The organism is Gardnerella piotii (assembly GCF_003397585.1).
GTDB lineage: Bacteria > Actinomycetota > Actinomycetes > Actinomycetales > Bifidobacteriaceae > Bifidobacterium > Bifidobacterium piotii.
The window spans coordinates 149,671-166,202 of the sequence record NZ_QJUV01000001.1; the positions used below are offsets into that span (position 1 = coordinate 149,671).

Genomic DNA, 16,532 nt, shown 5'->3' on the forward strand with positions numbered 1-16,532 from the left:
ATTTCCGCGTGCAATCTTCAAACATCTTGTCTTCCTGCAAAAGCGCGCCCAAGAGTCACTTCGTCTGCATATTCAAGGTCTCCGCCAACTGGCAATCCGCTTGCGAGCCTAGTCACCTTTATGCCTAGCGGCTCAAGCAGTCGCGCTAAATACGTAACTGTTGCTTCGCCTTCTATATTTGGGTCCAGCGCTAAAATAATCTCTTTTACTTGCGCGTCTTTTAAGCGCTCGAGCAGTTGCGTTATTTTTAAGTCTGCAGGCCCCACGTTTGCCATTGGGTTAATCGCTCCGCCTAGAACGTGGTAAACGCCTGCGTATTCGTGCGTGCGCTCAATGCTCATAATGTCTTTTGGCTCTTCTACAACGCATATTTTTGTGTGGTCTCTTCTGGGGTCTAAGCAAACAACGCATGGGCTTTTTTCGCACACGTTTCCACAAATTTCGCAAAATCGCACGTTTTCTTTTAAGTCGTTAATTGAGTCGATTAGTTCTTGCGCTTGCACGTTAGAAGACGAGAGTATGTAAAATGCGATTCGTTGTGCGCCTTTTGGACCGATTCCAGGAAGGCTAGAAAATGCGTCTATAACTCTGCCGATTGCGCCTTCGTATGATGACACATTATGCATTTATTTCTCTTTCTTCTTTTTGCGAGTGTGTGCGTTTTTAGGATTATTTGGGTCGCTTGCGCTGAATTCTTTTACAGATTTGACTTCAAACATTTTTTCCAAGTCGTCTATACTCAAATTTGTAGCGGATTCTAAAGACTCGTCTTGCATTGAGCATTCGTCTTCTTGAGCGCCATTTATGACTTCTAAAGAATGAGTTTGCGCTTGCGATGAAACTTGCGATGAAACTTGCGATGAAACTTGCGATTGCTGAGCTTCTTTTGCTTCATGCGTTTCTTGCATGTTTTGCGCACTGTTAAATGGCTTTATTGCTTGCTTTTCTTGCTGACTAGGCAGTGCTTGCGGTTGCTGAGTTTGAGCTTGCGCTTGCGATTTATCTTGCGACTGCGATTTATCTTGCGACTGTGATTTATCTTGCGACTGTGTATATGCAATCGCATCTCCCATTGGAGCAGAAGCCATACTAGCCCAAGCGTCATCTTGCGATTCGTCTAAAGAATTATCTAAAGCGTTATCGCCGCCTAAAGGGCTATCAGAGCTCAACTCGCTTTTTTCGCTTGTTTTTTTGCCAAATCCTTTTACGATTCCAGCTTTGCGCATAAGTAATTCGCGCTTAACTTGCGCAAGTTTTTGCGGATCCATTTTTGCTACAGACTCAACTTTTTGCCCGTTTTCTGCAACCGAATCAGGCGCGATTGAAACGTCTTTACCAAAAACGTCTTTTACTTTGCTCATAACAACAACTGGCACTTTTTTGCCATCGTAAGGAGCAGTTGTGCAAAGAGCAAGCGCAAAAGCATGCTGACTTATAGGCTCGTCAAAAGTTAATACAAGCTTTCTTTTTAGCGGATTGCTTTCATCTAATCTAACTTTTGGAACGTGATTTCGCTCTACGTATTCGCGAACGTCGTTTGGAAGACTTTTAACAAGATTGTTCCAAGATTCGTCAACGTCTAAAATTTGATGCGTGTTTGTAGTTGCGCTTGCATTTGCATTCATGCTAGCGTTTGCGTTTTCTGGCTGTTCTAGCCACTTTGAAGCTGTTTCGGCAGTTTCAATCGTATTTGTAATAACAGATTTTTGAGTGTTTGGAATTGTATTTTGAGCATTATTTTGAGCATCGCTTTGCGCATTATTTTGTATTGCGCTTGCAGACTCAGTTGCATCGGCCGAGCCAATAAAATGCTTTACGTTCGCTTTTGGCGCTTCAACATTTTTTGCATAAACTTGCGTTTTAACGTTTTCGCTCGAATCCGTTCTAGTGCAAAGCAGGCGCGCAACAAGAATTTCAAGATTCATTCTAGGCGAAACAGCATTTGCCATTCCAGCAAAAGCATTATTTACGATTTCTGCCATTCTAGACAAGCTTTGCAAAGTGAGCTGACTTGACTGACGTTGCAAATCTTGCATGTCTTCTGGAGATAAATCCCCAAGCAAATTTTTAGCACTATCTATTCCAGCAGAAGCCAGTAGCAACAAATCGCGCAAGCGACCAAGCAAATCTTCTACAAACTTGCGACTATCGAAGCCTCCAACAATAACTTTTTGCACAGTTTCGTAAAGCTTTGCTCCATCTTTTTCAATAAGAGCGTCAACAACATCCCCGATTAAATTAGAAGGCGTAAATCCAAGAAGAGCAACTGCAGAATCTAGCGATATAACGCCATCTACGGAGCCAATCATCAACTGGTCTAGCACAGAAAGAGTATCTCGCATCGATCCGCCGCCTGCTCGCATAGCAAGTCGAAGGACGCCTTTTTGCGCTTTAATTCCTTCTTTTTGGCAAATGTTTTCTAAATACGGACCCATTACTTCTGGTGGCACAAGTCTAAACGGGTAGTGGTGAGTTCTGGAGCGGATTGTTCCAATCACCTTATCTGGCTCAGTCGTAGCAAAAATAAACATAACGTGCTCAGGCGGCTCTTCTACAATTTTAAGCAAAGCGTTAAAACCTTGAGGAGTTACCATATGAGCTTCGTCTAAAATAAAAATCTTATATCTATCTCTAGCTGGCGCAAATCCTGCGCGCTCGCGCAATTCTCTAGCGTCGTCAACACCGTTGTGGCTTGCTGCGTCTATTTCTACAACATCTATAGAACCTGGACCGCCTGTTGCAAGATCTTTACAGCTTTGGCATTTTCCGCACGGCTTAGAAGTTGGGCCTTGTTCGCAATTAATGCATCGCGCTAAAATTCGTGCCGAACTTGTTTTTCCGCATCCGCGCGGACCAGAAAATAGGTACGCGTGCGTAATTTTGCCTTGATCAAGCGCTCTAATAAGCGGAATCGTAACCTGATTTTGACCAATAACACCTTCAAAAGTGTCTGGTCTATATCTTCGATACAACGCAAGTGCCATAACTATAACCTACCGCCAACTAGATATTAACTTAAATCCGCTTACTGTTTAAGCAAATCATCTGTTCCATTTTAAGCATCTAAGCACTAACATGCTAACGATGCGCGCTCTACTACATGCTACATTATGGTTCACTCGCTACAATCAACTAAACCTGCTTTAGCGCTTACGGTTATTCTAGAGGCCATTGGAACGTGTAAAGGAACGCTTAATTTTAGCGATACATCGTTATCTTTTTCCACACAAGACTCGATTTTTGCATTGTTTGCTGTAGCCGTGTTTTGCGCGATTTTGCAAGCATTTCCGTGCATGTTTTGTATAGCAACCGCTCCCGATATTGCGGATGCATTTGCTAACGCGTAGGCGCGATGTTTGGAAACAAGAATCGTTCCAATAACCGCACAAAGAACCAGAATAGAGCAGATTGCGGTTACTAATCCTATGCCAAGCATAGTTCCAGATCCGCAATCCGCTCCGCGTGAATGTTTAGTTTCTAAGCATTGCGTTATTAATCGCTTAGCTCTTTTTTGACTCATATTAAAACCTGACTAATGCGCGCTTCTACTTGCATTGGTAAAACCTTCAGCGGGTCTGGCACGACTGGGCAACTAACAACAATATTTGCCATATTTCCAACATATTCGACTTTTACAGAACTATTTTTTCCAGATACTTTATGCACTATGTTTTGAGCTTCTTTAGAATCGTGTGTAGATGCAATATAATAGGCAACTTGGCCTGCTGCATCGTTGCAATTCATTGTATTTACTACTGATTTGCCTACAAAAATTAACACTATAGCAAGAATTGCAACTGTAGGTAAAATAATCGCAAATTCTGCGGTTACTGCACCTGGATCTTTAACATTTTTAATATTTTTAGCATCTTTAGTGAATTTAGTGCTTTTAGTGTGATTGTAACTATTTATGCTCGTATTTTTTGCATTCCTTTTGTTGAAAATATTCAAAAACGTATAATTCTTCATTTTTCTCATTTCTTTCGCATTAGTGAATCTCCAATTAGTGTTTATGCTTAGTTCTTTAGCATTCGTTTAATCTTGTTTAACTGAATCTTGTTTAATATCATCAAATTTTGTTAAATATCAACAAGAGCTTCGAATGTTTCACACAATGTTTCACGCGTATATTCTTCTGTACATTAGCTAACGTGCAAAGCTCTTTTAACAAGTTCGCCAATAGCTGTTTGCACAGCATCCGACTTAGCAATAGCAATAAGAACTGTTGCAAAAGCTGTAGCAGCTATAAGAACAACCGCATATTCTGCAGTAACTGCTCCTTCGTCTAGTTTCTTTAGACTGTTATCCAAGCGGCTTTGCATACTATTGCACGCCTGTTCTGCTTTAATCAATCCTTTGTTTGCGTTTATTGTAAACTCGCAACAAAGTTTTGAAAATGCTTTAGCAATTGTTTTCATGTTACTTACCTTCCTTTCTTTTATTTATTGTTTATTTTTTATTTATGTACCCAGTTTGGATACAAATTTTTTAAGTGCCATTTTTAAGACTTTTATATGCGACTTTTTATATAAAATCGTTTTCACTGCGATTTTTCACTGCGATTTGCAGCTAGTGCATAAATGATGCAACTGTTGGCAAAATGCCAACAAAAATAAACGCTGGCAAAAAGCACAATCCAACTGGCAAAAGAAGTCGTACAGAAAGTTTAGAACTTTCTTTTTTTGCAACATTCTTCATTGATTGCTCGTAGTTTTGCAAAACGGCGTTAAGTACTGGTACGGGGGAGCTTCCGTAAATCCAAGATTCACGCAAAGAATTTTTTAGCCATGTGCTCAAAATAAAAGACGTGTAAGCGTTTTTATCTTTTTTACTAAAGCAAACATGTGGCTCACTCCAAGCTTCTCTCCAAGTGCTGCCAGAAATAAGCGCTTTAGAAACGCGACTTAGCCAAATTCCTTTTGATGCAGGCAAAGAACAACCAACTACGTCTAGCGCTCTAGTTATTGCAACACCACTTTTTAGTGCAACTATTATCATTTGCAAACCAAGAATCGGATCTATATCGCTTATTATGTTTTGTCTAAAATCGTAAGTGTTTTGCATAAAAACGCTCGGCTTAACAGCGCGCTCATAGAGCGAGCTAGATGCCATTTGCTTAGAAAAAAGTTTGCACAAAATAATTATGTATGCAACTAAAATAAGCCAAATAATAATTGCTCTTAACATTTATCCTCCTTTACTGCATTAAGTTTTGACTAAAATACTTCTTAGATTATTTTTTTTTATTGCTGTTTTGTTCGCGTTTTAATTGCCATTAAAAGAAGCAGATTGCATTGCATTTATAGAATTTTTAAGAATGCGCGCAACCCAAATAACTCCAACCGCGTAAAATGCCATTCCAACGCTTAAAAGCGTATAGCCTTTGTAGCTAGTAAAAATCATTAGTATTGGGTTTGCTCCCAAAAGCTGACCAGTTAAAAGAGACAAAAACGGCAGTGCAATAAGTAACTTAATAGTGGCTTTTGGCATTGCAAAAACTTCTGCGCTTAAGTCATCAACCCTTTTGTTTGCATAATAAGAATCCGCAACAGCTTGAACGCAATCTGCCATTGGGCAGCCAATCGAATTACTCAACTTGTATACACTCATAAGAGATTGCGCTATTTTACGAATGTCTTTTTGTTTTTTGGCATTTTTATAATTTTTTGTATTTTTTGTGTTCTTCGCGTTTTTGAAAGAGCTATCTAGGCTAGACTCTATTGTGCTTCCGCTTAGTCTAGAATCAAACCACTGTAATATGGATTCTGCATTTATTGGCTTGTTGTATGCTTTGCGCGCATCGCCATTAACATTGCAATCGGAGCATACGCTAATAATCGACTCAAACGAAGCTCCCGATTTTAATGATGCAACAAGAGATGCTAGCGACTCTTCAATACTCATGTTAAATCCTTTGTTAGCTCATTTTTCTTGTTAGTTTGCTTGTTTTGCCTGTTTTGCTTTTTGATTGTTAAGCTCTTAAAACGATTTGCGAATTTAACGGTAAATGCCATTTAGATGAAAAATCTTTCCACTCTAAAGTGGCCTCTATTTGTGCGCCTTTAACTCTTAAAACAGGAACACCTTCCAGAGCGCCAGAATCATTAGATCTTAAAACTCCAAGCTCCTTTACAACGCGCATTCCATTTACGCGCTCAACGTGAATAACAACGTCGAATGCGTCTGCAGCAAGAGCGCAAAGTGCCATTGGCTCCAGCCCTGCTAGCAAGCCCAAGGCCATTAATCGCGCTGGAACTTTTTGCACTTTATCTGCGTGCAAAGTCGTCATTCCGCCTTTGTGTCCGCATGTAAAAACGCGCAATAAATCAGCGATTTCTTTTCCTCTGCATTCTCCTAAAATGATTCTGTCTGGGCGCATTCGCAAAGTGGCTTTTACAAGCTCTTGTAAATCAATGCATCCTGCGCCTTCAACGTTTGCCTCTCTTGTTGCTAAAGAAACGTAATCGTTAGAAACGCATCCCAATTCCCTAGTTTCTTCAACAGTAACTATTCTGTCTTTTGGATTACAAGAAGCTAACAGAGCCTTCATAAGTGTTGTTTTTCCCGAACCCGTGCTACCTGTAATCAAAATATTTGCGCGACTTTCAACAAGTAAATAAAGAATTCTAGATAGTTCAATTGGAAACATGCCTTTGCTACTAAGCTCCGTTAAACAATAGTGTTTTAACGCGGGGAAACGAATCGAAATAGCAGCTCCGCTCAAAACTATTGGTGCAATAAGAGCGTGAATGCGCACGCCAAGTGGGCTAGAAGCGTCTGCAATCGGGCATGCGTCGTCTAATCGTTTACCCAATTGAGCACAAAGCCAGACTGCATATTCGCGCAAAACGTTGGGATTATCAAACGGGATTCTTGGATTGTATTCATTAAGGCCCAGACCAAAGTCTGCCCAAACTCTTCCCTCGTCTGTAACAACAATATCCGTTACATTTGGATTATCTGCAATATCTTGCAAAATTCCAAAATCAATATCTTGTAAAGCCATGCCTACCACCCACTATTTTTGAAAATCTGCCAAACGCATAAGAAGAATCACCTTGTGTACTAGATGCCATTAAACCCGATTTGCGCGAGTCGCCAAGCAGCCATACGGTGATTTTTTCTACCGCACTTTGCGCGCATTTTGGTATGCTTCTAATCCCATATCCGCCAATTATGTCTTCGTACATCTTAGAATCGTGACCAATTGGGCCTTCTACATTGCAAAGCAAATAATCACAAGCTTCTGTAATCTCTACTGGGCAAAATCTGCTAGAAAGCCCGCGTGGATTTAAGCCTGCAACAATATAAGTTAGATTCTCGGCGTAATTTTTATGATCCGACTCTAGATTTTTTAGATGCGCTCGCAATCGAGCTAAACCTAAAACGCTAAGTTCCGATGCAAAAATTGTTGGAACATTCGCTAGAGTTGGAAGACTTTGTAAAAGCCTTCTTGCTGAAAATCCAGATCCAATATCTACAATCACAACGTCGCAAGCTTTAGCAAGACCTCTAATTGCAGCCTCAATAACCCACGGTTTAGGCTCCTGATTTTTCCAAGGAGAATAGGCCAAAATATCCACGTTGTTCCAGTGCAAAAGCTCGCAACGCAAAACGTAGCCGTCTAATCTTCCTAAAGGAGCTTGAACCTCTTGCAATCTTCTGCCTTCGTCTTGCTCTAATCCAAGCAAAACATCTAAACCGCCATTAGAAATATCTGCGTCGATTAAAGCTACAACGTATTTTTTACTAGCAATATTACTTGCAAGAAGTGCAAGAGTAGTACTTAAGCCAATCCCGCTATTTGCTGCTGAACCAATTACAACATTTTTTGGAAAAGGCTTTAGTGAATAGTTCAAGATTCCAGTAGTTTCTTGAGCAACACTATTGTCTTTAAGAACACGATTATTTATAACGCCAAAATCTTTGTTAAACGTAGGATTTTCAGCCAGTTCACAACTACGATTAAAAGATGCAATAACAGTTGAGTCGTTAACATTGTTAGACTGATTAATGGCGTTTTTAAGCGCACTCGCCTGCGGAGGGTACGTGTTAAGTACCCTAGCGGCGCACGAAGGCGCATCGTAGTTATCAATACTCATATTGCTCATGCAGCTATTGAATCGCATACAAAATAAATAAGCAATACTTTTGTAAGAATGTGGTTAAAGGCTCAATAAACGTTGCAAATCCGCCAAAAAGTTATCCACATTGCTGTTTTAGCGTATTTTTGTACAAGCGTATAAGCATATTAATGCACAAGTTTTGGATTGGAAGCCATGTACCTTTCCAGAAGTTCGCCATAGATTGGCTTAGTGTGCAAAATATCGGATACAAGAAGCGCAATAAAAGCAGATGCAGCAACTGGAAGAGTGTGAATCATTGTTCCCGACATTTCTACAGTTAGCAAAATCGAAGTAAGCGGAGCTTTTACAGAAGCAGAAAGCGTGCCAGCCATAACACACACTGTAAAAATTGGCATTAGCTTTGCGTCAATGCCAAGAATCGGAATGCTTATTATTGCGCGAGAAGCAACGCCGCCTGCAAGAGCGCCGACAGCAAGAATTGGCATAAAAATTCCGCCAGGCGCTCCGCATCCAAAACTTGTAGAAGTAAATAGCATTTTTGCAACAAACAGAATGCACAAAAGCGCTATGCTTGCTTTTCCATATTCAGAGAGCTTAACAAGATTCGAGCCTCCGCCAAGAACGTCTGGCAAATATAAGCCAACAGGAATTGCGATTAAACATGCTACAGATACTGGAGCCCACTTTGGCAAATACTTATACAGCGTTTGCAATCCAAGCAAGGATTTGTTCATTAAAGAGCCAATAAGTCCCGCAAAAATGCCAAGCGGAATCAGCCAAAAATGAAGTGCCATTGGCAAGTCTGGAATCCTTCCAAAGTCTAAAACAGGTCGAAGTCCAAAGCATGTTTGAGACACAAAGTCCGCGCAAATAGATGCAGCAGCAGCTCCCATAAGAACTGTAGAAGACAATCCGTGTTGAACTTCTTCCATAGCAAACATAAGCCCAGAAAGTGGAGCGCTAAATGCTGCAGATAAGCCAGCTGCAGCTCCAGCGGTTACAACATAATGCTCTTGAGTATCGTTTTTATTGCCTTTTCTAAAAATGCGAGACATCATTTGCGCGCCGCAAGCTCCGATTTGAATCGAAGGGCCTTCGCGACCAAGAGACAAGCCAAATAGCGACCCCAACAATCCGCCTACAAATCGAACAGGCAAAATAGTGTTCCAACACATTTTTAGTCCGCGCTGAACGTATCCAACAACTTGTGGAATGCCGCTTCCAGACGCCATGCTTTCTTTGCGACTCATCCACCCAATAAAGAATCCAGCAGCAATCGCAAAAGCTACGCAAGGCACAATCCAAAACATGTTTTGCAACATTCGCGCATACATCCATCGCGCAAAATCGGTTCCGTACTCAATCCCAAGTCTATAAGTTGCTACAAGCGCGCCAGAAACAAGGCCAACAACTACGCCTGCAAGAACCATCTTCCATCTAAGATGCTTAAGTGTTTTAAGAATGCGATCCGAAAAGTCGCGCAAAAAATCGCGTATAAAACCGCCTACGTTCTTTAAAGTCACAATAAACCTATTCTTAAATCAAATCGCAAACAAATACACAAAGCATTTTAACATTTTAATAACACAATAAACGTTAATTAATAAAATACGTTAATTAATAAATAAAATACGTCAATTAATAAAATTAAAAACTAAGACTTTAGAAGTAAAAACATTACAAAACACGGTCCAGCGTATGCAATAAATGCGCACAAGAATGGCACTATTAGTTCGCTAATAAAAAGACATAGTCCAAGCTTGATTTTCTTTAGCTTAAACAGGCTTACGACTTCTAAGATTGCGGTTGAAAACGTTGAAAATCCGCCTAAAAATCCCAATGCGCACGTGTAGATAATAGTCGAAGCAAAAGTTAAATCGTATATAATCGAAGAACTTAAAAATACAACTAAGCCCATTATAAAAGACGCAAAAGCGTTGATTAGCAAAGTTGCGATTGGAAAATCATGGTTATAAACGCGCCCGATTGCGTCAGATATTGCGCAACGGAGCATTGCGCCAAGTCCTGCAAAAACAAGAGGCAGCAAAAAAAGAACGTATGTGTAAAACATCATTTTGCGCCGCCTTTGTTATTAAAAGCAGAAAATTTATCTCCAATTAAGCTTCCAGCAAGAGCCGCTAAAATGCCAAAAATCATAGAAAACGCCATAATGGCAATTACTTTTACAATGTTCATTGCGGTAAATGCGGAATATGCGCCTTCAAAAGCAAAAGTAGACATTGTTGAAAGTCCGCCGCAAAATCCTGTGCAAAAACCGTATTTTATTAAGTCTTTGTTCTTGCTGCGCAATCTTTGTGCAACAATCGAACTCGCTAAAGCAAGAATAAAACATGCCAAAATGTTAGACAAAAGAGTTGCAAAAGTAAAGCGGCTAAAAAGCATAGAATATCCCGAGTCCCAATGCATGCCGTACGTAAAAACGCCTATTTCACTACGCACAAAAGCGCCAAGCAATCCACCAATAAACACAACAAAATATGTTTTTGCACCAAGTGATTTATGCTGGCGCTTTTTAGGCAAGTCTGGGCGATTTTTTCTCGGAACACTCATATTTTTAGCCGCCTTAAATCGCGTTTAATAGGTATTTAGTCAGCATTAATAGCATTAATCGATCAACGAATGAACGCTAATAATGTGGTCGCGCTGAGGACCAGTACCAATTGCAGAAATGCGGCAATGGGAAAGCTCTTCCAAGCGCTTTACGTAGCTTTGAGTGTTTGAAGGCAAGTCTTCAAACTTGTGCACTTTAGAAATATCTTCGCTCCAGCCTGGAAGCATCTCGTAAACTGGCTTAGCGCTAGCAAACAAAGACTGATCTACTGGCATCTCGTTTACGCGCTCAACGCTTCCGTCAGTTAAAGTTACATCGTAAGCTACGCAAACTGGAATCTCTTTTAAGCCAGTCAAAACATCTAGCTTTGTAAGAACAATATCAGTTAAGCCATTTACGCGAGTAGCATAACGGCTAACAACGGAATCAAACCATCCGCATCGGCGAGGGCGGCCAGTAGTTACGCCATATTCGTGACCTTGCTCGCGTAGCCAATCGCCGCTTTCGTCCAAAAGCTCCGTAGGGAATGGGCCTTCGCCAACGCGCGTAATATAAGCCTTAGCAACTCCGATTACGCGATTAATGCGAGTAGGACCAACGCCCGTACCCGTGCAAGCGCCTCCAGCTGTAGGATTAGAAGACGTTACAAATGGGTATGTTCCGTGGTCAACGTCTAGCATAGTTGCCTGGCCGCCTTCAAAAAGCACGGTTTTACCATTTTCCATTGCCTGGTTTAGCACAAGCGAAGTGTCGGCAACGTATGGCTTTAAGCGCTTTCCGAGTTCTACGAGCTGGCTTGTAACGGCATCAATATCAATTGGGTGCTGGTTGTAGAGCTTAACAAGCATTTGATTCTTTTGATGCAAGCTGGCTTCTACTTTATCTCGCAAATGATCCGCGTTAAACAAATCGTGTACGCGAATACCAACGCGATTAATCTTATCGGCATAAGTCGGGCCAATTCCGCGGCCAGTTGTGCCGATCTTATGTTTTCCAAGGAATCGCTCTGTAACTTTATCGATTACGCGATGATACGGCGTAATAACATGCGCTGACTCGCTAACAAGCAGCTTCGAGCAGTCAACGCCGCGTGATTCTAGCGCGTCAATCTCTTCAAAAAGAACCTCTGGGTCTACAACAACGCCGTTTCCAATAACGGGAGTTACGTTTGGGCTGATTATGCCGCTAGGAAGTAAGTGCAATGCGTAAGATTCGTTTCCTACAACAACAGTGTGGCCAGCATTATTGCCGCCGTTAAAACGTGCAACAATATCTACCTTAGAACCAATTAAATCAGTTGCTTTACCTTTGCCTTCGTCACCCCATTGAGCGCCAATAAGCACAATTCCAGGCATGCTGAACCTCCATTTTTGAGCTAACGTTGCCCAAATAAACACAATTCCTACGTGTTAAGATTAGCGCAAAGCCAATACCGAATAATGCTAAATAATGCTGAATAATGCCAAATAATATTTGCGATTACACTATTTTAGAGCTTTTCCAGCAGACCCAAGTTGCACGCAGGCTTCAACAACACGCTGAGCCATTGCTTTTTCTGCCTCTTTGCCCCAAGACCTTGGATCGTAAAGCTTCTTGGCGCCAACTTCGCCGTCGATTTTAAGAACGGAATCGTAGTTGTGGAACATGTGGTCGGCGATTGCGCGCGTAAAAGCGTATTGCGTATCTGTGTCAATATTCATTTTTACAACGCCATATTTTACAGCTTGCGCAATTTCTTCGGCTGTAGAGCCAGACCCGCCATGGAACACTAGCAAGAATGGTTTTGTTGGCACGCCAAACTTGCGATTACACAAATCAAGCTTGTATTTGTTGTATACAGCGCTTTGAATGTTGTCTAATAACTGCGGCCTAAGCTTAACAACGCCTGGCTTGTAAGCTCCATGCACGTTTCCAAACGTAAAAGCGGCCATGTATTTTGCGCGGTCCTCTAAACCTAATCGCTCAACAACGCGCATAGCATCTTGGGGAGTGGAGTACAGCTTTTCGTCAATATCTGCTCTGTGGCCGTCTTCTTCGCCGCCAACTGCGCCAATCTCAATCTCTAAAATCGTGCGTGCTTTTGCAGACTCTTCCAGTAATTCTTCTGCAATATCTAGATTGTGCTCAAGCTTAACTGTGGAACCATCCCACATGTGCGACTGGAAAATCGGCTCTTTGCCGTTCGCAACTTGATCTGCTTCATAAGCTAAAAGTGGCCTAATCCAATCGTCTAAATAGGCTTCTGCACAATGATCTGTGTGCAATGCAACCGTAATGTTTGGGTATTGTGCAGCAACTTGATGCGCGAATTGCGCAAATGCGATTGATCCAACAACGCGATTATTTACGCACTGGCCAGAAAAATATGCGGATCCGCCAACAGACACTTGAATAATGCCGTCGCTTTGAGCTTCGGCAAATCCTTGTAGTGCTGCGTTTAAGGTCTGTGTGCTAGTAACGTTAATCGCAGGGTAGGCGTATCCACCTTTGCTGGCTGCATCAAGCATTTGTGCGTAACGTTCAACGGTTGCAATAGTCATATTTTTATTATGACTCTAAGCGCGCATATTTTTATATTTTGCTATATTTTTTACTATTTTTGATTAAATTTGTATTTATTTTTGACTATTTTTGATTTCTTGATGGCGTTTTTTTGCCGCCGCTACTACAAAATGTAGATACTCTAGCGCGATTTCTTCTTTTAATCCAGATTCTTCAGCAATTTTTTTAAGTCGATTCGCCTGGCGATTTTCCCTAGACTTATCTTCTGTAGCAAGATTTGCGCGAGCTTTTATTTCTCCGACTTTTTCCGTAACTTTAAAGCGCTCTGCTAGAAGCGAAACAATTGCATTGTCAATATTGTCAATCGACTGACGCAGCGCAAAAATCTCATTCATTGAATCGTTGCAATCGTTGCAATCGTTGCAATCACTATAATCGCTGCAATCGTTGCAATGTGATTCATCGAAATGTTCGCGCGCGTCAATCGACTCTTTAGAAAAGTTGAACATGCTATTTTTAGTCAAAATAAGTTTGCAAAACCATTGTTGTTTCTGTGCTAACTGGAACAACACGATGAATTGTGTTGATTAGTTCTTCTAGCTTGCTAGGAGTTGCAACGCGAACAACAAGCATAAAGCTTGGGCTTCCAGTAATCGAATAGCACGCTTCAATGCCGTCAATGTCTTTCAACTTGGTTGGAACAGAAGCTTCTTGCTCAAAATCAAGAGGCGTAACTGCCACGAATGCGCTTACTGGCAAGCCTCTGCGCTCGTAGTCAATCAAAGCGCGATATCCAGTTATGATTCCTTTGCGCTCGAGCTTTTGAACTCTGGATTGCACAGCGGAAACAGACAGTCCAGAAGCTTTAGCTAGTTTGGTTAATGTTGCACGGCCATCGTGCTCAAGAATATCTACAATAATTGCATCCGTAGAATCTATCGGAGCAACTGTGCTCGCGCTGGTTTCTAAGCCAGAAGGAATATTATTTTCAATCCTATGAGAGTTTCCCGTCATGCGATCTCCATCCTCATATAGCGCCACCAAAATCTTTGTTTTGCTTCTTCGACTTTAGCTGCGCCCCCTGCAGTCTCTTCAATCGTATCGTATTTTTTAATGAAAAAGAACAAAATTAGATAAAAAATCACGGTTTTTCACATTATTTAACACATGTTTACATACATAAACTTTTGACCATTCCATTTTTTGTATGTTTTATGTATGAGATTATTAAAAATGCCTCCCGATTATTAAATCAAGAGGCATTTAATTTAGATTTTTATTTTATACGTAAATTTTACGCGTAAAGTTTATGCGATTGCGCCTGTTCCGCCATTTGTGGAATTGTTGGCTTGCTGAACAATAGCCGCAAGAAAATCGCGATTAGAAGCGGTCTTCTTTAAGCGCGGAACCAAAGTCTGATAAGCCTGTTCTGGCTCCAGTCCGCCGAACAATCGCCTCAAGCGATAAATAATCGGCAACTCTTGAGCAGGAGTAATCAACTCTTCGCGGCGCGTGCCAGAAGAATTAATGTCTACAGCTGGGAACAGTCGCTTATCTGCCAAATCGCGGCTCAAACGAAGCTCCATGTTTCCAGTGCCCTTAAACTCTTCGAAAATAACTTCATCCATCTTTGAACCAGTTTCCACCAAAGCAGAAGAAATAATAGTCAAAGAGCCGCCATTTTCAATGTTTCGTGCTGCGCCAAAGAACTTCTTAGGAGGGTAAAGCGCTTGAGCATCTACACCGCCAGAAAGAATACGGCCAGAAGCAGGAGCGGCAATATTGTATGCGCGAGCAAGGCGAGTCATGGAATCAAGAAGAACAACAACATCTTGGCCAAGCTCTACAAGCCTCTTAGCGCGCTCAATCGCAAGCTCTGCAACAGTAGTGTGGTCTGATGCTGGGCGGTCAAATGTAGAAGAAATAACCTCGCCTTGAACAGTGCGCTCCATGTCGGTAACTTCTTCTGGGCGTTCGTCTACAAGAACAACCATCAAATGTACTTCTGGATTGTTAACAGCAATCGCGTTAGCAATATTTTGCAAAGTGATTGTTTTACCAGCCTTAGGAGGCGAAACAATCAAACCACGCTGACCCTTTCCAATAGGCGCCACAAGATCAATGATTCTGCCAAGCATGCGATTTGGCGTAGTCTCTTGCTTTAAGCGTTCATGCGGATACAAAGGTGTGAGCTTAGCAAATTGTGGGCGATTTTGAGACTCTTCTACGCTCATGCCGTTAATGCTGTCAACACTTTGCAAAGGAACGAACTTTTGACGCTGATTCCTGCGATCTCCCTCGCGAGGAGCGCGAATAGAGCCTTGAACCGCATCTCCCTTGCGTAAGCCGTACTTTTTGATTTGGCTCATAGAAACATAAACGTCATTTGGACCAGGCAAATAGCCAGAAGTACGCACAAATGCGTAAGATTCAAGCACATCTACAATGCCAGCAACCGGAACAAGCTCTTCTTTTGGCTCTTCGCGACGTGGAGCTTGCTCGTGAATCTCGTGCTCTTCACGAATCTCGGAGCGTTCCGCACGTTCAGTACGTTCCGCTTTAGAATCGTAGTCGTCTCTAGTGCGTCGCGTTCTGCGCTGGAATCTATCAGATCTTTCTGCTTTAGAAGTGTAATCATTTTCTTCGCTAGAGCGAGTAGACATACGCATTCTGCGCGATTCCGAGTTGCGGTTAGCGTTTGGAGCAGAAGACTTTTCGCTTGGCAAAGTGGCAAGAATCTGATCTAAATTAGCATCCACTTCGTCTGTTTTAGCAAAATTACTACCATTATTTTGTTCAGCGTTTACGCTTGCATTTGTACGAGCGTTATCTTCTCTCGTAACATTTGTAGGGCCTTCTTTGCGATATCGATGAGTCTGATTTTCGCGCGCAAAATTGCGATGACGCTCACCTCTATTTTCATCGCTTGAATCAGAAGAATCATTAAAATCGCGATTCGTGTCAATGCTCGAGCGGAGTTCAAAAGAAGATGAATTGTTTTGCGTTTCGTCGTCGCCTTGAGAAACACGATTTATTCGTAAAGTGCTTTTAGGAACATGAACGCTAACACCAGCTGGAGCATCCCCACCATTGCGCGCAGCAGTTAGCGTAGCAACCAAATCTGGCTTGCGCATTGTAGACGTACCGCGTAGACCCATTTGCTTCGCAAGATCCTTAAGCTCCGAAAGCTTCATATCATCAAGATTTTGGCTTGTTGCCACAGTTATGCCTTTCCCTAACTCCAAGATAGATTGCTTGGAGCTTTACGTGGAAGATTACGGAAAATCCGTTGTGAATATAACGACAAACACATATCAATGTGTATTAGTCGCTGATAAATGTATGCTACTACACTCGTAAGACTCACAACA

The 16,532-nt window shown here is 41.7% G+C and carries 17 protein-coding genes; all 17 read right to left on the reverse strand.

What is annotated here, in order from left to right:
* Positions 1-17: 17 nt before the first annotated feature.
* On the reverse strand, positions 18-626 hold the full coding sequence (gene recR, locus D0T20_RS00630) for a recombination mediator RecR (protein ID WP_004132322.1): 609 nt from the start codon (positions 624-626) through the stop codon (positions 18-20).
* Positions 627-2,984 carry a DNA polymerase III subunit gamma/tau gene (gene dnaX / locus D0T20_RS00635; protein ID WP_116438114.1) on the reverse strand — a complete coding sequence of 786 codons (2,358 nt, stop codon included), beginning with the start codon at positions 2,982-2,984 and terminating at the stop codon, positions 627-629.
* 131 nt (positions 2,985-3,115) lie between these two features.
* Positions 3,116-3,520, reverse strand: coding sequence for an Rv3654c family TadE-like protein (locus D0T20_RS00640; RefSeq protein WP_116438115.1), 405 nt, complete (start codon positions 3,518-3,520; stop codon positions 3,116-3,118).
* Complete coding sequence (locus D0T20_RS00645; RefSeq protein WP_409256826.1) at positions 3,517-3,978, reverse strand: TadE family protein; 462 nt, start codon at positions 3,976-3,978, stop codon at positions 3,517-3,519. The genes D0T20_RS00640 and D0T20_RS00645 overlap by 4 nt, the downstream gene beginning before the upstream one ends.
* Before the next feature lie 164 nt (positions 3,979-4,142).
* Positions 4,143-4,418 carry a DUF4244 domain-containing protein gene (locus D0T20_RS00650; RefSeq protein ID WP_116438117.1) on the reverse strand — a complete coding sequence of 92 codons (276 nt, stop codon included), beginning with the start codon at positions 4,416-4,418 and terminating at the stop codon, positions 4,143-4,145.
* A 151-nt stretch (positions 4,419-4,569) separates the two neighbouring features.
* The gene (locus D0T20_RS00655) at positions 4,570-5,187 is read right to left on the reverse strand and encodes a type II secretion system F family protein (protein ID WP_116438118.1); all 618 of its coding nucleotides are present in this window, start codon (positions 5,185-5,187) and stop codon (positions 4,570-4,572) included.
* 78 nt (positions 5,188-5,265) lie between these two features.
* A complete protein-coding gene (locus D0T20_RS00660; RefSeq protein WP_116438119.1) occupies positions 5,266-5,904 on the reverse strand; it encodes a type II secretion system F family protein in 639 nt (212 codons plus the stop codon).
* 67 nt (positions 5,905-5,971) lie between these two features.
* A complete protein-coding gene (locus D0T20_RS00665; RefSeq protein WP_116438120.1) occupies positions 5,972-7,006 on the reverse strand; it encodes a TadA family conjugal transfer-associated ATPase in 1,035 nt (344 codons plus the stop codon).
* On the reverse strand, positions 6,987-8,111 hold the full coding sequence (locus D0T20_RS00670) for a CpaE/TadZ family protein (RefSeq protein WP_116438121.1): 1,125 nt from the start codon (positions 8,109-8,111) through the stop codon (positions 6,987-6,989). Before D0T20_RS00670 ends, D0T20_RS00665 begins: the two co-directional genes overlap by 20 nt.
* Positions 8,112-8,251: 140 nt before the next feature.
* Positions 8,252-9,610, reverse strand: coding sequence for a ClC family H(+)/Cl(-) exchange transporter (locus tag D0T20_RS00675; protein ID WP_116438122.1), 1,359 nt, complete (start codon positions 9,608-9,610; stop codon positions 8,252-8,254).
* Positions 9,611-9,741: 131 nt separating this feature from the next.
* Complete coding sequence (locus D0T20_RS00680; protein ID WP_116438123.1) at positions 9,742-10,161, reverse strand: fluoride efflux transporter FluC; 420 nt, start codon at positions 10,159-10,161, stop codon at positions 9,742-9,744.
* Positions 10,158-10,658: a fluoride efflux transporter FluC gene (locus D0T20_RS00685; RefSeq protein WP_116438124.1), complete on the reverse strand. Its 501-nt coding sequence runs from the start codon at positions 10,656-10,658 to the stop codon at positions 10,158-10,160. The genes D0T20_RS00680 and D0T20_RS00685 overlap by 4 nt, the downstream gene beginning before the upstream one ends.
* A gap of 54 nt (positions 10,659-10,712) precedes the next feature.
* Positions 10,713-12,014 (reverse strand): adenylosuccinate synthase, encoded by a 1,302-nt coding sequence (locus D0T20_RS00690; protein ID WP_116438125.1) that lies wholly within the window; start codon positions 12,012-12,014, stop codon positions 10,713-10,715.
* A gap of 129 nt (positions 12,015-12,143) precedes the next feature.
* Entirely contained in the window at positions 12,144-13,199 is a 1,056-nt protein-coding gene (gene fbaA / locus D0T20_RS00695) for a class II fructose-bisphosphate aldolase (RefSeq protein ID WP_016636068.1), read from the reverse strand.
* A 75-nt stretch (positions 13,200-13,274) separates the two neighbouring features.
* Positions 13,275-13,670, reverse strand: coding sequence for a chorismate mutase (locus tag D0T20_RS00700; RefSeq protein ID WP_116438693.1), 396 nt, complete (start codon positions 13,668-13,670; stop codon positions 13,275-13,277).
* A gap of 7 nt (positions 13,671-13,677) precedes the next feature.
* A complete protein-coding gene (locus tag D0T20_RS00705) occupies positions 13,678-14,175 on the reverse strand; it encodes an Lrp/AsnC family transcriptional regulator (protein WP_004132301.1) in 498 nt (165 codons plus the stop codon).
* 293 nt (positions 14,176-14,468) lie between these two features.
* A complete protein-coding gene (gene rho, locus D0T20_RS00710; RefSeq protein ID WP_116438126.1) occupies positions 14,469-16,382 on the reverse strand; it encodes a transcription termination factor Rho in 1,914 nt (637 codons plus the stop codon).
* Positions 16,383-16,532 lie beyond the last annotated feature (150 nt).

Bases quoted from the DNA above. Each gene is read 5' to 3' on its own strand.
- D0T20_RS00690 (WP_116438125.1), bottom strand. From the start codon at position 12,014: ATGCCTGGAATTGTGCTTATTGGCGCTCAATGGGGTGACGAAGGCAAA.
- D0T20_RS00680 (WP_116438123.1), bottom strand. From the start codon at position 10,161: ATGATGTTTTACACATACGTTCTTTTTTTGCTGCCTCTTGTTTTTGCA.
- D0T20_RS00655 (WP_116438118.1), bottom strand. From the start codon at position 5,187: ATGTTAAGAGCAATTATTATTTGGCTTATTTTAGTTGCATACATAATT.
- D0T20_RS00640 (WP_116438115.1), bottom strand. From the start codon at position 3,520: ATGAGTCAAAAAAGAGCTAAGCGATTAATAACGCAATGCTTAGAAACT.
- D0T20_RS00670 (WP_116438121.1), bottom strand. From the start codon at position 8,111: ATGAGCAATATGAGTATTGATAACTACGATGCGCCTTCGTGCGCCGCT.
- D0T20_RS00645 (WP_409256826.1), bottom strand. From the start codon at position 3,978: ATGAGAAAAATGAAGAATTATACGTTTTTGAATATTTTCAACAAAAGG.
- recR (WP_004132322.1), bottom strand. From the start codon at position 626: ATGCATAATGTGTCATCATACGAAGGCGCAATCGGCAGAGTTATAGAC.
- D0T20_RS00705 (WP_004132301.1), bottom strand. From the start codon at position 14,175: ATGACGGGAAACTCTCATAGGATTGAAAATAATATTCCTTCTGGCTTA.
- fbaA (WP_016636068.1), bottom strand. From the start codon at position 13,199: ATGACTATTGCAACCGTTGAACGTTACGCACAAATGCTTGATGCAGCC.
- dnaX (WP_116438114.1), bottom strand. From the start codon at position 2,984: ATGGCACTTGCGTTGTATCGAAGATATAGACCAGACACTTTTGAAGGT.
- D0T20_RS00650 (WP_116438117.1), bottom strand. From the start codon at position 4,418: ATGAAAACAATTGCTAAAGCATTTTCAAAACTTTGTTGCGAGTTTACA.
- D0T20_RS00665 (WP_116438120.1), bottom strand. From the start codon at position 7,006: ATGGCTTTACAAGATATTGATTTTGGAATTTTGCAAGATATTGCAGAT.
- D0T20_RS00660 (WP_116438119.1), bottom strand. From the start codon at position 5,904: ATGAGTATTGAAGAGTCGCTAGCATCTCTTGTTGCATCATTAAAATCG.
- D0T20_RS00685 (WP_116438124.1), bottom strand. From the start codon at position 10,658: ATGAGTGTTCCGAGAAAAAATCGCCCAGACTTGCCTAAAAAGCGCCAG.
- D0T20_RS00700 (WP_116438693.1), bottom strand. From the start codon at position 13,670: ATGTTCAACTTTTCTAAAGAGTCGATTGACGCGCGCGAACATTTCGAT.